Below are 13,756 nucleotides of genomic sequence, written 5' to 3'. Positions count from 1 at the left end.
CGGGGCAGGAAAGCGGTTTCATTCATGTATGTCCTCTTGCACTTTTTTCGCAGCTGTTTCCGTGTTGTTGGATGAAGATTCGCTGCGGATTGCATAGACAGAGGAAACAATCGCCATACTTTTTAAAGAAAGGAGTGAATGGCCAATGGAACCGTCGTGGAAAGCTCTCTTGCCATTTTTCGTCGTCATCCCGATTTCGATTTGGACGAAGCAAGTCATCCCGGGGCTGTTTGTCGGGCTGTTGGTTGGCAGTTATTTGATGACCCCGTCCTTGCTTGGTGGGCTGCGGACGATGCTTCATTACGTCGTCGATAACTTGATGCAGACGAACAACATCCGCATCATCATGTTCTTGTATGTGTTCGCCGGCCTTGTCAGCATGATCAAATACACCGGCGGAATCAAAGGATTCGTCCATCTCGTCAGCAAAAAAGTGAAGTCGGCGAAAACCGCCATGTTCTTGACGTGGATATCGACGATGGTGACATTCAGCGACCCCGATTTTCGCATCGTCACCGTCGCGCCGATCATGAAGGCGCTGAGCAAACGGCTCGGGCTGTCGTCCCAGCAAATCGGCTTTGCCATTGAGGTGACTTCCAACCCGGTCGTTGCCTTGATTCCGATCGCCACTGCCTTTGTCGGCTATATGGTGTCGGTCATCGACAAGGCGCTTGATACGGCCGGCATCGGTGCGGAGCCGTACATCGTGTACGTCCGAAGCATTCCGTTTAACTTTTTCTCGTACGCGATTATCGCTGTTGGGCTCTACTATAGTTTTTTTGTTTATTCGCGGCGAAAGCAGGCGGCGGTGAGCGAAGCGCGGGGAATGGAGCCGATTCGGCGCTGGAACAAGCGGTTGGCGCTCGAAATGGCGGAAGAACAGCAGCCTGATGGCAGCGAGCCGAACGAAGCGCAAGGGGAAGAAGGGGACGCGATGCAGACATGCCCGCGCGCCTATCAGAAAGAAACGCCGGTGAAACCGTGGAATTTGATCGTTCCACTTTCAGTCGTTCTTGTTTTGACGCTGTTTTTAAGCTGGTGGGACGGCCATCGCGGAGCGCGGACGTTTTGGGATGCTTTTTTGCGGAGCGATGCGCTCGGCGCGATGTTGGAGGCGCTGTTGTTTACTGTAATTATCGCTGTCGCCTTTTTCCTTTGGCAACGATTTAAATTGAACGATTTGTTGACCCATTTTGTGAAAGGCGGCAATGAGCTGATGTCGGTCATTGTCATGTTGGCGCTCATTTGGGCGCTGTCGGCGGTGGCGGAAGACTTAGGGTTTTCCCAATACATTACGAGCCATGTGCAACAATGGATTCCGCCGTTTTTTGTCGCCCCGATTTTGTTTTTGCTTGGCGCCGTCATTTCCTACTTCATCGGCTCGTCATGGGGGACGTGGGGGATGTTGATGCCGCTTGGTGTGACGCTCGCGAGCCAGTCGGGAACGAACATTTTGCCGGTCATCGGCGCGGTGTTTGCGAGTGGGACGTTCGGGGCGTTTGCGTCGCCGCTTAGCGACAATACGGTGACGCTTTGCACTATTTTGGATTTGCCGGTGATGGAATACGCGCGAACGAAGCTGATTCCGTCGTTGATCGCCGCCGGCATCGCCGCCGTTTTGTTCGGCGCGACATCGTTTCTTTTGCATTAACGCCGTTATCGCCCTCTTTCGTCTTCCGTGATACACTAAAAGAAAAAAGAAAGGGGAACGCTGATGGGAGAGGCGGAACGGCGGCTTGAGGAGCTCGGCCAATGGCGGGAGGAAGATCCGAAAGAACGGCTCGAGCAGCTGAATGAGCGGCTCGCGGTGGAGGATGCGTATCATCAGGCCGCAGAAGATGAGCGGGCGCGCGAACGGTATTACCGCCGTCTGCCGCTTGAAGGGGATGGATTGATGTTGTTTGTCCGCTATCATGAATTAGCGGCGCGCACCCATAAGCGACGGCTGCCGTATTTTTTCAGCAAGGATGAGTATTTGTACACATGGATCGACTTGCAGCCGGACGGAACGGTGCGCAGCTTGTATTCGGGCGAGCGGAAAGATCCGAAAACGTTAATCGTCCAAGATGTGGAAACGATGAAGCGGCGTTATGACGAATTCCGCCAGCTGCTGAAAAAAGCCAAACAAGGGCCGGGCGAGGTGCACGAGCGGGTGAACACGATCGAGCAGCAGTGGAAATTCAATGCCGAACATGTTGTCCCGCAGTCATGGTTTGGCGCGCGTGAACCGATGAAAGGCGATTTGCATCATTTGTTCGTCTGCCAGCCGGAGTGCAATACGATGCGGTCGAATTTTCCGTACGCGGATTTCCCGTTTTACAATCCGGAAGATCCCGACGAACAAATCCAAAACCGCTGTGGCGTCGTCCATAACGGCTATTTCGAGCCGGAATACGGCAAAGGGACGGCGGCAAGGGCGATGCTGTACTTTCTGCTTCGCTACCCGAAGGCAATCGCGAAGTCGTTTCGGCGCAAAATCGATATTCCGCTCCTTGTCCGTTGGCACGAACAATTTCCGCCGACAGTGTATGAGCATCATCGCAACAGCGCGATTTTTTTCATCCAAGGCAACCGCAATCCGTTCATTGATTTCCCGGAACTAGCGGGAAGGATGGTGTTTCCGTTTGAGGGGGCGTTGTGAAATGAGGTTGAAGGCGAATATCGGCTTTTTTGTTTCCAAAGCGCATCTGAATCGCTTGGAAGTGGAGAAACAAGAGTGATGGCAAAAAAGCTGTCTCCCGAAATAAACGACCGTCTTTCGGGGACAGCTTTTTGCCTTGCTGCTAGACAAAGTGTGAAAGAGATCAAGCGGAAATGGTTTGTTCGTCCGCCGCGTGGCGGTCTGCTTGTTTGCGGAAGTATGTTGCGACCATCGGACCGGAAATATTGTGCCAGACGCTGAAAATAGCGCTTGGAACGGCGGCGAGCGGCGAAAAATGGGCGGTCGCTAAGGCCGCACCAAGCCCAGAGTTTTGCATGCCCACTTCAATGGAAATCGCCTTTTGTTTTGGCGGCGACAGGCGAAACAGTTTGGCAAACCAATACCCAAGCAGCAGCCCCAATCCGTTGTGAGCGACTACAATCAGAAAAATAAGAAGCCCGCTTTTGGCAATGGCGGCTTGGTTTTGCCCGACGACGGCGGCGACGATGGCTACAATGGCGATGACCGAAACGAGCGGCAGCGCCGGGATGCACGCTTTTACTTGCTTTTGGAACAGCGCCTGGGCGATGAGCCCTAAAACAATCGGAATCAGCACGACTTTGACGATTGACCAAAACAACGCGGCAGCGGATACGGACAGCCATTTTCCAGCTAAAAGCAAGATGAGCGAAGGCGTCAAAATCGGCGCCAAAATCGTCGAAACCGAGGTGACGGCGACCGACAGCGCCGTGTCCCCTTTCGCCAAATACGTCATGACGTTGGACGCCGTTCCGCCCGGGCAGCAGCCGACTAAAATAATGCCAAGCGCCACTTCACGCGAAACCGGCAAGAAATAAGCGAGCAAAAACGCGACAAGCGGCATGATGAGAAACTGGGCAACGACGCCGATTAACACATCAAGCGGACGCTTGAACACCTCTTTAAAATCGTTCGCTGACAGCGTCAATCCCATGCCAAACATCACGATGCCTAGAAGCGGCACGATATACGGAGCGATCCACGTAAATGCGCTGGGAGCGAAAAAGGCGAGCGCTCCAAACAGAAGCACCCAGATGGCAAAGGTGTTGCCGACAAAGTTGCTGATTTTTCCTAGTGTGTTCATTGAGCTTCCTCCTTGAGCAAAGATGGGAAAGATATACAAAAAATTATATATACTTTTCAGAAAAATTCAACTGATGAGGTGGCGAATTTTGAAGAAATGGTGACAATGAGGAATGATTGTGAAAAATGTCACTCCTTTTTTCTTAGCTTATGGTATGATTGAAATTGAGAAGAAGAATCATTATTGAACCACAGGAGAGCGGATAGAAAAACAGGGGGAAATGATCATGGTGCTGACTGATTTGCATAAAGGGGAAACAGCGGTCGTCGTCCGTCTGGCCGTGGAGCAGGAGGCACTGAAACAGCGTCTTCTTCATCTAGGGGTGAAAGAAGGAAAAATGGTGCGGTTGAAAGCGGCGATGCCGTTTGGCGGACCGGTGATGGTCGAAGTCGATGGGCAGGCAATCGGCTTGCGGCGCAAAGAGGCGGCGTCGATTGAGGTGAGATAAATGTATGTCGCTCTATTTGGCAATCCGAACACCGGCAAAACGTCATTGTTTAACTGTTTAACCGGCTCTTATGAATATGTTGGCAACTGGAGTGGGGTAACGGTCGAGAAGAAAGTAGGAGTGCTTCGCCAACACGGTGTGCCGGTCGTCGATTTGCCCGGCATTTACTCGCTCCAGCCGCTGTCCCGTGATGAAGGAGTGGCGACTGATTTTTTATTGACCGAGCCGTGCTCAGCGATTGTCAATATCGTTGACGCGTCGCAGTTGCGCCGCAATTTGCATTTGACCGTTCAGCTGCTGGAATTTGGCTGTCCCGTTGTCATCGCGCTCAACATGGTTGATGTGGCGGAAAAACGAGGCGTGAAAGTGGACGCCGCTAAACTGTCGAAGTATCTTGGCGTTCCTGTTATCCCGGTCATCGCCCGAACCGGAAAAGGAACGAACGAATTGGTTCACGCCGTTTTGGCGGCAAAAGATAAGCCGCACCCGGCAATCACAATCGATTACGGCGCCGAAGTGGAGAACGCCATCAGACGCATTGCCGAGCAGCTGCCGGACGATGTGCCTGGAAACAAACGATGGGCGGCGTTGCAGTTCCTTGAGGGAAATGAACGCATGGCTGCGTATTTGCATAATAGCATGAACCTTTCGCCGCTCGCGGCGATTCGCGCGGAGACGGAGCGGGCGCTTGGCGGCGCGCTCGCCAAGCATATTTACGAGGCGCGCGACCGTTGGATCGCTGAGGTGATCGCTGCTTCAGCCATTGAGTTCAAACATAAGCCGTTGACATGGACGGAAAAAATCGATGCGGTGGTGACGAACCGCTACGTTGGGCTGCCGATTTTTTTGGCGCTGATGTATGTGGTGTTTATGCTGACGTTTAACTGGCTGGGGACGCCGCTTGCCGATCGGCTTGATGCGTTTTTCTCCGGTCCGCTGGCAGATGGGTTGTCCCGTTTTCTCGACTGGGCAGGGGCATCGCCGTTTATCAAGGCGCTCGTCTTGGACGGCGTTGTTGCTGGGGTCGGCGGGGTGTTGGTGTTTGTGCCACAAATTTTCATTTTGTTCTTTTTCATTTCGCTGCTTGAAGATTCTGGATATATGGCGCGCGTGGCGATGGTGATGGACCGGGTGATGGAAGCGATCGGGTTAAACGGCAAGGCGTTTATCCCGATGATCATTGGCTTTGGCTGCAACGTTCCTGGAGTGATGGCGGCGCGGACGATTGAGCAGCCGAAAGAGCGGCTCATGACGATCTTGGCGCTGCCGTTCATGTCGTGTTCCGCCCGCTTGCCGGTGTACGCCTTGTTTGCCGGCACGTTTTTCGCCCGCGAGCAGGCGCTTGTCGTGTTTTCGCTTTACGTGCTTGGCATTGTAGTGGCTTTGGGGCTTGCCAAGTTGTTCTCATCGACGCTCTTGAAAAACGAAAATTCGCTGTTTGTCATTGAATTGCCGCCATACCGCGTGCCGCAGGCGCTCACACTATGGCGAAGCACATGGGAAAAAGGGAAAGGATTCATCCGCAAAGCAGGAACCTTTATTTTCGGCGGTTCGGTCGCCATTTGGCTGCTGACGTATGTCGGGCCGCGTGGGGTTGGCGTTCCAATGGATGACAGTTTGCTGGCTGCGATCGGCGGGTTGATCGCACCGTTGTTGTCGCCGCTTGGCTTTGGCGCCTGGCAGGCAGGCGCCGCGTTGATCACCGGTTTTTTGGCGAAAGAAGTTGTGGTGTCGACGATGAATATTATTTACCACGTTCATGAAGCAAGCGGGCTGAAGAAAGTGATTGCTGCCCAGTTTACGCCGCTGTCGGCGTTCAGCTTTATGGTGTTCGTCCTGCTTTACACTCCGTGTCTGGCAACCGTGGCGGCGATCCGCAAAGAAACCGGATCGTGGAAATGGACGCTGTTGTCGATTGGCATCTCCTTAACGGTTGCTTATATGATTTCACTTCTTGTCTACCAAGCTGGAAAGATAGTAGGTTTTCCATGAAAGGAGAGAATATGATGATGGCGAATATCATCATTGGCGGAGCGATTTTTGCCTACGCCGGCTGGACGATGGTCCGACACGTGAAAAAAAGCGCCAAAGGGGCGTGCGCGTCATGCCATGCAGCGGACCATTGCCGAGGCAGCTGCGGGACGGAGAGATAATTCGTTCAAGACAAACGGATTCCTGACGATGATCGGAATCCGTTTTTTCATTTTCCGACGAAAGATTTTCGCTTCCATGGTTGTAGGATAGCCAAAAAATAAGCGGGGATGCAATGGGCAAACTTTCGTTTCAACGGGCTCTGGAGGACAAAAGATCAGGCCGCTCTTTGTTTTGGCTGTTGGGTGTTGTTGTCTCAATGATGGCCGAAACACCGGGGGTAGAAAGCTTTTTTCGTTCAACCGTTGAAACTCAAGGGAAGACCGTGAGTGTGGAGGATAAACTTTTGACAATACTCAATACCTGCCGCAAGGTAAAAGTATGAAAAGCTGCGAATAGCGAAAAGGCGTCTTTGGATCAAGGTTCGCACAGTTGCGTAAAAACAAAGCAGCAAAAAACGACGTTGTGGTCCTGTCATCCAAGTTTACTGGGTTGGCGATGGAATTTCACGCAATAATTGAACTTGACCCGAAATTGGCCCGCATTTTGTGTATTACTGTAGATGAGCATTTTTCATTACAATAATTCCCATGCCTTAAGAGACAAACAGGGTCTTCCTTACGCGATACGGAGCTGTTTTTTGATCACATCAATGGGAATATCTTGCTTTGCAGCGTCATAAATGAACTCGACGACGCTGTGGTCTTTCCGCGACCGAAGAAGCTCCAGCCTGGTGGAGAGGTTTTGTCGGGATTCGGCGATGCTGTACACGCAGGAGAGCAACACCACCGCCCAATACCGTTTCACCGCCCGAATGTGGCGAACGCGGTATCCATCCAGCTTCAGTTGATCTTGCGCCTGCCGGAAAAAGCACTCGATCGTCCAGCGCTGGGCGTAGTAACGCAAGATGTCTTCGTCCCCGAGTTCCCGGTCGGTGCTCAAGATGCAATGAAGATGTTCCGGCGCCATCGGCTGATCCGCCTTCCAAGCCAGCAGCACCACCGCGTCATCGAGGCCATGGATGGCCCCCTCATAGCGATACACGCGATAACGCTCCTGCCCCACCGTGACGAGGCGGGTGTCTTTGGACTCGATATAGCGGGCAAACTGCTTGGCTTGGATGGCGATGCCTTTCGGGTAGAGAATCCGGTTCGTCTTGAGCATCGCGATGACATGGAATCCCTGTTTCAGACAGGCTTCGATGAGCTTTTTGGACGGATACCACGAATCCATGAGCACATACACCGGCTGAGCCCGCTTCACCTTGAGCGAGGAAAGCATCTCGATCGCCAGGTCGATCTTGCTTTTTCCCGCTTTCTTGTCATACAGGCGGAACGCAAATGGGAACGCCTGCGTGAAGGTGTGCACCATCAGCCAAACGAGCGAATGCCCCCAGACCGATTGATGATCTTTATGCGAGTAGTGCCAGTCGCACCCTTGAATGGCGTGCACAGCCCGTGACGAAGGCTTCGTTTTTTGGCAAATCGTATCATCAATCGAAACAAAAAGGGGTTGATTCTTCCGTTTGGCCAGTCGTTCGACCTGGGAAAGGATCCACTCTTGAAGCTTCCCAAGCAGCCTTTCCTCGTTCCAAGGGCTTTTCGTGAAAAAGTGACGGAGCGTCGTTCGATGATTCGGATGAAAGCTCCAGTAATGAATATCAGTCAATGTTCCCGAGAATCCCTTGGTGGTCAAGGCATCGACAATATGAATGAGATGCTTGATGACCGGTTTGGAAAGCTGCAGCGTCAACCCCAGCGTGAAGAAAAACTTGTGGATTCCTTGGTGATGTGCTAATCTATTCATGAGACATGAACCTCCTTGTGTGAATGGGTTTTGAACACATCTATTTTACCCAAGGAGTCCGGTTCATGTCTCCTTTTTTGTTTAGTTGTCAATTTATGTCAGTGAATTTGCTCATCTACAGTATTTTTGATTAATATTGAGTGATAATGAATGTTTTTGATTGATTTTTTCGTTGTCTTGGGATATGATAGAGTTGTAAGCGATATCCCCGATGATCGGAGGTGGGAGTGTGCTGACCGAAGAACGCCACCGCCTCATTTTGGACCTGTTGGCGCAAAAAGGAGTCATCAAGCTGCAAGAGCTCGTTGACGCGACCGGGGCGTCAGAGTCGACGATTCGCCGTGATTTGACACAGCTTGAGACCGAAAAGAAACTGCGCCGTGTGCACGGCGGGGCGGCCTTGTTGCAGCAGAAGCGCGAAGAGTTGAGCGTGTCGGAAAAATCGCTGAAATATATCGAAGAAAAGCGGCGGATCGCTGTCTATGCGTCCAGCTTGGTACAAAAAGGAAACTGCATCTATTTGGATGCGGGAACGACAACGTGGGAAATGATTCCGCATTTGGCTGGCAAAGAGGTCATTGTGGCGACGAACGGCGTGATGCATGTCGAGCGGCTGCTTGAGCATAACGTCACGACGTATTTGGTCGGCGGCATGATCAAGCCGAAGACGAAAGCGTTAATCGGGCGCGGCGCCATCGAGTCGCTGCGGCAGTACCGCTTCGACCAATGTTTCATCGGCGCAAACGGTGTTCATTACGACTATGGCTATACGACGCCGGACCCGGAAGAGGCGCTGGTGAAATATACGGCCATGCAGCTGGCGCAGCGTGCGTATGTGCTTGCAGACCATTCGAAGTTGAATGAAAGCGCGTTCGCAAAAATTGCGGATTTGTATGAAGCGGTGTTGATCACCGATGAATTGGATGAAGAGTGGAACGATTTGTATCGAACAAAAACAACAGTAGAGGTTGTGGCTCCATGATTTACACATGTACGTTGAATCCATCTGTTGATTATATCGTTCATCTCGATGAGCTTCATGTTGGCGAACTGAATCGCTCGGTGAAAACGTTCACATTTCCGGGCGGGAAAGGGATCAACGTGTCGCGTGTGTTGAAGCGCTTGGGTGTTGACAGCACGGCGCTTGGGTTCATCGGCGGATTTACCGGCGGGTTCATTGAAAGCGAACTTCGGAAAGAAGGCATTGCCTGCGATTTTGTTCATGTCCCAGGGCAAACGCGCATTAACGTCAAACTGAAAGCGGGGCGGGAGACGGAAATTAACGGCGAAGGCCCGGCGGTTGCCGATGACGATGCCGCGCAATTGATCGCGAAAATTGGAGCGCTTTCGGCCGGTGATGTGCTTGTTCTTGCTGGAAGCGCGCCGACGTCGCTGCCGGCGGACATGTACGAGCGATTAGCGGCTCGGGCGGTGAACCGGCGCGTTCGCCTTGTTGTCGACACGAGCGGTCCGGCGCTCGGGGCGTTGCTTGCGTGCCGCCCGTTTTTGGCTAAGCCGAACCATCATGAGCTGGCCGAACTGTTTGGTGTTGCGATGGTGACAAGAGAAGACATCGTGTTGTATGGCCGACGACTGGTGGAAAAGGGAGTGGAACATCTCATTGTGTCAATGGGCGGCGACGGGGCGTTTTACTTCAACGAGGAAACAGCGTTGTTTGCCGAAGCGCCGCAAGGAACGGTGAAAAATTCGGTCGGGGCGGGCGATTCAATGGTCGCTGGATTTTTGGCCGCTCAAGCGGATGGGAAATCGATTGAGGAAGCATTCGCTTACAGTGTCGCCGCTGGAAGCGCGACCGCGTTTTCGGAAGATTTGTGTACGAAAGAGGAAGTGGAAGCGCTCGTCGACCGCGTCCATATCGTGCATTTATAAAGAAAATAAAGGGGGATTGGGCCAATGAAGATTACAGATTTGTTGACAAAAGAAACGATGATTCTCGCGCTTCAAGCGAAGACAAAGGGCGAAGTCATTGATGAACTGGCTGAAAAGCTTGCCGAAGCGGGAGCGGTCAGCGATGTGGAAGTGTTTAAGCAAGCCATTTGGGCGCGGGAAAAACAAAGCACGACCGGCGTTGGCGACGGCATCGCCATTCCGCACGCCAAAACGGCGGCGGTCAAGCGCCCGGCGGTGGCGTTCGGCCGTTCAGTGGAAGGCATTGATTATGAGTCGCTCGATGGCAAGCCAAGCCATTTGTTTTTCATGATCGCCGCGCCAGAAGGCGGGGAGCAGATGCACCTTGAGGCGCTCGCCCGCTTGTCGTCGATGTTGATGGATGCATCGTTCCGTGCTCAGCTTGAAACCGCTTCAAGCGAGGAGGAGATTATCCGTTTGGTTGCCGCGAAAGAAAGCGAGCAAGAAGCTCCACAGCAAGCGGTGCAGGCAGGGAACGGGCGGAAAGTGCTGGCAGTAACCGCTTGTCCGACCGGAATCGCTCATACGTATATGGCCGCTGATGCACTGAAGGCGAAAGCAGCCGAAATGGGGGTATCCATCAAAGTCGAGACCAATGGCTCAGATGGAGTGAAAAACGCTCTCACCGCACAGGAGATTGAAGAAGCCGCGGCGATCATTGTCGCAGCCGATAAACAAGTCGACATGGACCGTTTTGACGGGAAACCTGTCATCCAAGTGCCGGTCGCTCGTGCGATCCGCGAGCCGGAGAAGCTCATCGAGCAGGCGCTCCGCCAAGACGCGCCGATTTATCGGGCAGGCGGTGCGGCGCGGGGCAGCGTGGGGGCGGCGAAACCGCGCACCGGTTTTTACAAGCATTTGATGAACGGCGTATCAAATATGCTTCCGTTTGTCGTCGGCGGCGGGATTTTGATTGCCATTTCCTTCACGTTCGGCATTAAAGCGTTTGACCCGAACGATCCGTCGTATCATCCGTTTGCCAAACTGTTAATGGACATCGGCGGTGGCAATGCGTTCGCGTTGATGGTTCCTGTGCTGGCCGCATTCATCGCCATGAGCATTGCCGATCGACCAGGGTTTGCGCCGGGGATGGTCGGCGGCTTTATGGCGGCCAACGGCGGCGCTGGTTTCCTCGGCGGATTGATTGCTGGTTTCCTAGCCGGGTATTTGGTCGTCGGATTACGGAAACTGTTCAGCCGCCTGCCGCAGTCGCTTGAGGGGATTAAACCGGTGCTGCTCTATCCGGTATTCGGCATTTTTCTCACTGGCGTCATCATGATGTATGTGGTCATCGATCCTGTCAAAGCGCTGAATGAAGGGTTGAAACATTGGCTTTCCGGAATGGGAACCGCGAACTTAGTGCTGCTTGGTGCGGTGTTGGGCGGCATGATGGCGGTTGATATGGGCGGACCGATCAACAAAGCGGCGTATACGTTTGGGCTGGCCATGATTGAAGCGGGCAACTTTGCGCCGCATGCGGCCATTATGGCCGGCGGGATGGTGCCGCCGCTCGGCTTGGCGCTAGCGACGACGTTCTTTAAGAAAAAGTTTACGAAAGCCGAGCGTGAAGCTGGAAAAACGTGCTATGTCATGGGTGCTTCGTTCATCACGGAAGGGGCGATTCCGTTTGCGGCGGCCGATCCGGTGCGGGTCATTCCGTCGATTATCGTCGGCTCAGCTGTAGCCGGGGCGCTGACGATGCTGTTTGGCATCGGACTTCCGGCGCCGCACGGCGGAATTTTCGTCATCCCGATCGTCAAAGGCAGCGCATGGCTTTATATATTGGCTATTTTGATTGGTTCCATCGTGACCGCATTGATGGTCGGGCTGTGGAAAAAAGAAGTGGAAGAATAATAGAAGAAGAGGCGTTTCGCCAAAGGCGAAGCGCCTTTTTGATTTTTCTTACCAAATTTTCATGACAATGGCCATTTCTCATGGTAAAATGAACGGTTGTAAATGAGAGGAGAACCCATGATGAACACGTTTTTGCAGCTGAATACGATTTTTATCAGCATATTGATTGAATCGTTGCCGTTCGTCGTGCTCGGGGTGTTTGTTTCCGGAGTCATTCAAATGTTTGTCAGTGAAGAGGCCGTACAACGGTGGGTGCCGAAAAACCGCCTTTTGGCCATTGTTTATGCCACATTGCTTGGAGTGTTTTTCCCTTCATGCGAATGCAGCATCGTGCCGATCACCCGCCGTCTCGTCGCCAAGGGGGTGCCGCTTTACGCGGCCGTGCCGTTTATGTTAACGGCGCCCGTCATCAATCCGGTTGTGCTGTTTTCGACGTATATCGCTTTCGGAAGCAGTTGGACGATGGTATTGTGCCGGGCGCTGTTCGCTTGCGCCGTCGCCGTCACTGTCGGCGCCGTGATGGCGATTCGGCATGAAGGCAGCGAGTTGCGCCATGAACGGCGCGAGATGCCGATGATGCCCCGTACTTGGAAAGAGAAAATCGTTGGCACCCTGCGCCATACGATCGATGAATTTTTTGCGACCGGGAAGTATTTGATCATTGGGGCGTTCATTGCTTCGGCGATGCAAACGTATGTGAAAACGTCGGCGCTTGTGTCGATCGGCAATGGGAAAGTGGCGGCCTCTTTGGTCATGATGGCGCTCGCCTTCGTGCTGTCGCTCTGTTCCGAGGCGGACGCATTTATCGCCTCGTCGTTTCAAAGCACATTTCCGTTTCACGCGCTGGCAGCGTTTCTCGTTTACGGGCCGATGCTCGATGTGAAAAATACGCTCATGTTGTTTCAGTCATTCCGAGCCCGGTTTGTGTGGAAACTGATTTCCTATATCACGTTGTTTGTGTTTGCCGGATCGCTATTGATCTAGCAAGGAGGTGGCGGCATGATTCGCATGTATATTTTGCTTGGGTTTGCGTTTTTGTTTTTTCATTTATATATTACTGGAGAGTTGAGCAAATACATTAATATGCGGTATTCGTATATTTCGTTTAGTGCGATGTTTGTGTTTGCTTTTTTAACGATCGCGCAATTTGTGCTGGCAAGCCGCAACGAGGAACCGCACGATCATGGGGAAGAATGCTGCGGTCATCATCATGAGCCGTCCGCGCGCTGGAAGCGGGCGGTGAATTACCTTATTTTTGTTTTTCCGCTTGTTTCCGCCTTCTTGTTTCCCGTTGCGACGCTGGATTCTGAAGTCGTAAAGGCGAAAGGGATTCATGTTCCTGGGATGGCAGCTGACGGCAGCGATCCGTTTGCCCAGCGGCAGTTTTTGCGTCCGGATACGAGCATGTATTATGGGCGGGACGATTATCAAAATGCCATGGAAAAAGAGCTGAAAAAATATGGTCGTCTTGCTCGCTTGGAGTTGAATGATCAAAACTATTTAAATGCCATGGAAACGATTTATCAGTTTCCCGGTGCATTCGCCGCCCGCGACATTGAATTCACCGGGTTTGTTTACCGTGAGGAAACGACGCGCGCCAATGAGGCGTTTCTCCTTCGCTTTGGAATCATTCATTGTGTTGCGGATTCAGGGGTGTACGGGCTGCTCCTTCAGTTTCCAAAGACGGTGCCGCTTCAAAATGATGAATGGATTCATGTGAAAGGTACGCTATCCACCATGTATTACCAGCCGTTTCATATGACGCTTCCGTATGTAAAAGTGACGTCATGGGAGAGGGTGGCCAAACCGAAGGAGCCGTACGTATACCGCCAATTCAATGAATAAGAGCGAGCCGCGGACTGGC

General features: G+C 52.6%; 13 protein-coding genes. 11 read left to right on the top strand and 2 right to left on the bottom strand.

The window, feature by feature from the left end; translation table 11 throughout:
* Positions 1–145 precede the first annotated feature (145 nt).
* Entirely contained in the window at positions 146–1,651 is a 1,506-nt protein-coding gene (locus QSJ10_RS08155; RefSeq protein ID WP_033017041.1) for a Na+/H+ antiporter NhaC family protein, read from the top strand.
* A gap of 63 nt (positions 1,652–1,714) precedes the next feature.
* The gene (locus QSJ10_RS08150; RefSeq protein WP_033017040.1) at positions 1,715–2,641 is read left to right on the top strand and encodes an endonuclease I family protein; all 927 of its coding nucleotides are present in this window, start codon (positions 1,715–1,717) and stop codon (positions 2,639–2,641) included.
* A 163-nt stretch (positions 2,642–2,804) separates the two neighbouring features.
* On the opposite strand, the gene QSJ10_RS08145 is transcribed toward QSJ10_RS08150, so the two are convergent.
* Entirely contained in the window at positions 2,805–3,764 is a 960-nt protein-coding gene (locus QSJ10_RS08145) for a bile acid:sodium symporter family protein (RefSeq protein WP_033017038.1), read from the bottom strand.
* Between the two features lie 226 nt (positions 3,765–3,990).
* Between QSJ10_RS08145 and QSJ10_RS08140 the strand changes: the two genes are divergently transcribed.
* The 4 genes from QSJ10_RS08140 to QSJ10_RS08125 all read left to right on the top strand — a co-directional run bounded on the left by QSJ10_RS08140 (position 3,991) and on the right by QSJ10_RS08125 (position 6,688).
* Entirely contained in the window at positions 3,991–4,212 is a 222-nt protein-coding gene (locus QSJ10_RS08140; protein ID WP_033017036.1) for a FeoA family protein, read from the top strand.
* The gene (gene feoB, locus QSJ10_RS08135; RefSeq protein ID WP_033017034.1) at positions 4,213–6,204 is read left to right on the top strand and encodes a ferrous iron transport protein B; all 1,992 of its coding nucleotides are present in this window, start codon (positions 4,213–4,215) and stop codon (positions 6,202–6,204) included. It begins immediately after the preceding gene.
* A 14-nt stretch (positions 6,205–6,218) separates the two neighbouring features.
* Positions 6,219–6,365, top strand: a complete 147-nt coding sequence (locus QSJ10_RS08130) for a FeoB-associated Cys-rich membrane protein (protein WP_080706570.1) — start codon at positions 6,219–6,221, stop codon at positions 6,363–6,365.
* 113 nt (positions 6,366–6,478) lie between these two features.
* The gene (locus QSJ10_RS08125) at positions 6,479–6,688 is read left to right on the top strand and encodes a hypothetical protein (RefSeq protein ID WP_033017032.1); all 210 of its coding nucleotides are present in this window, start codon (positions 6,479–6,481) and stop codon (positions 6,686–6,688) included.
* Positions 6,689–6,921: 233 nt separating this feature from the next.
* On the opposite strand, the gene QSJ10_RS08120 is transcribed toward QSJ10_RS08125, so the two are convergent.
* Complete coding sequence (locus tag QSJ10_RS08120; RefSeq protein ID WP_289492945.1) at positions 6,922–8,109, bottom strand: IS701 family transposase; 1,188 nt, start codon at positions 8,107–8,109, stop codon at positions 6,922–6,924.
* 229 nt (positions 8,110–8,338) lie between these two features.
* Here QSJ10_RS08120 and QSJ10_RS08115 point away from each other — a divergent pair, with 229 nt between their 5' ends.
* The 5 genes from QSJ10_RS08115 to QSJ10_RS08095 all read left to right on the top strand — a co-directional run bounded on the left by QSJ10_RS08115 (position 8,339) and on the right by QSJ10_RS08095 (position 13,737).
* The gene (locus tag QSJ10_RS08115) at positions 8,339–9,091 is read left to right on the top strand and encodes a DeoR/GlpR family DNA-binding transcription regulator (protein ID WP_053532849.1); all 753 of its coding nucleotides are present in this window, start codon (positions 8,339–8,341) and stop codon (positions 9,089–9,091) included.
* The gene (gene pfkB / locus QSJ10_RS08110; RefSeq protein WP_033017020.1) at positions 9,088–9,999 is read left to right on the top strand and encodes a 1-phosphofructokinase; all 912 of its coding nucleotides are present in this window, start codon (positions 9,088–9,090) and stop codon (positions 9,997–9,999) included. Before QSJ10_RS08115 ends, pfkB begins: the two co-directional genes overlap by 4 nt.
* 24 nt (positions 10,000–10,023) lie before the next feature.
* Positions 10,024–11,892, top strand: a complete 1,869-nt coding sequence (locus QSJ10_RS08105; protein ID WP_053532848.1) for a PTS fructose transporter subunit IIABC — start codon at positions 10,024–10,026, stop codon at positions 11,890–11,892.
* 117 nt (positions 11,893–12,009) lie between these two features.
* Complete coding sequence (locus QSJ10_RS08100; RefSeq protein ID WP_033017017.1) at positions 12,010–12,876, top strand: permease; 867 nt, start codon at positions 12,010–12,012, stop codon at positions 12,874–12,876.
* Between the two features lie 15 nt (positions 12,877–12,891).
* Positions 12,892–13,737 (top strand): TIGR03943 family putative permease subunit, encoded by an 846-nt coding sequence (locus QSJ10_RS08095; protein WP_053532847.1) that lies wholly within the window; start codon positions 12,892–12,894, stop codon positions 13,735–13,737.
* The last annotated feature ends 19 nt before the right edge of the window (positions 13,738–13,756 follow it).

Origin of the sequence: Geobacillus stearothermophilus ATCC 12980, assembly GCF_030369615.1 — a bacterium.
GTDB lineage: Bacteria > Bacillota > Bacilli > Bacillales > Anoxybacillaceae > Geobacillus > Geobacillus stearothermophilus.
The sequence above is the reverse complement of the archived record's forward strand: the minus strand, read 5'-3'. Positions and strand labels throughout refer to the sequence as shown.

Bases quoted from the DNA above. Each gene is read 5' to 3' on its own strand.
- QSJ10_RS08125 (WP_033017032.1), top strand. From the start codon at position 6,479: ATGGGCAAACTTTCGTTTCAACGGGCTCTGGAGGACAAAAGATCAGGC.
- QSJ10_RS08155 (WP_033017041.1), top strand. From the start codon at position 146: ATGGAACCGTCGTGGAAAGCTCTCTTGCCATTTTTCGTCGTCATCCCG.
- QSJ10_RS08140 (WP_033017036.1), top strand. From the start codon at position 3,991: ATGGTGCTGACTGATTTGCATAAAGGGGAAACAGCGGTCGTCGTCCGT.
- pfkB (WP_033017020.1), top strand. From the start codon at position 9,088: ATGATTTACACATGTACGTTGAATCCATCTGTTGATTATATCGTTCAT.
- QSJ10_RS08105 (WP_053532848.1), top strand. From the start codon at position 10,024: ATGAAGATTACAGATTTGTTGACAAAAGAAACGATGATTCTCGCGCTT.
- QSJ10_RS08130 (WP_080706570.1), top strand. From the start codon at position 6,219: ATGATGGCGAATATCATCATTGGCGGAGCGATTTTTGCCTACGCCGGC.
- QSJ10_RS08100 (WP_033017017.1), top strand. From the start codon at position 12,010: ATGATGAACACGTTTTTGCAGCTGAATACGATTTTTATCAGCATATTG.
- QSJ10_RS08120 (WP_289492945.1), bottom strand. From the start codon at position 8,109: ATGAATAGATTAGCACATCACCAAGGAATCCACAAGTTTTTCTTCACG.
- QSJ10_RS08095 (WP_053532847.1), top strand. From the start codon at position 12,892: ATGATTCGCATGTATATTTTGCTTGGGTTTGCGTTTTTGTTTTTTCAT.
- feoB (WP_033017034.1), top strand. From the start codon at position 4,213: ATGTATGTCGCTCTATTTGGCAATCCGAACACCGGCAAAACGTCATTG.
- QSJ10_RS08145 (WP_033017038.1), bottom strand. From the start codon at position 3,764: ATGAACACACTAGGAAAAATCAGCAACTTTGTCGGCAACACCTTTGCC.
- QSJ10_RS08150 (WP_033017040.1), top strand. From the start codon at position 1,715: ATGGGAGAGGCGGAACGGCGGCTTGAGGAGCTCGGCCAATGGCGGGAG.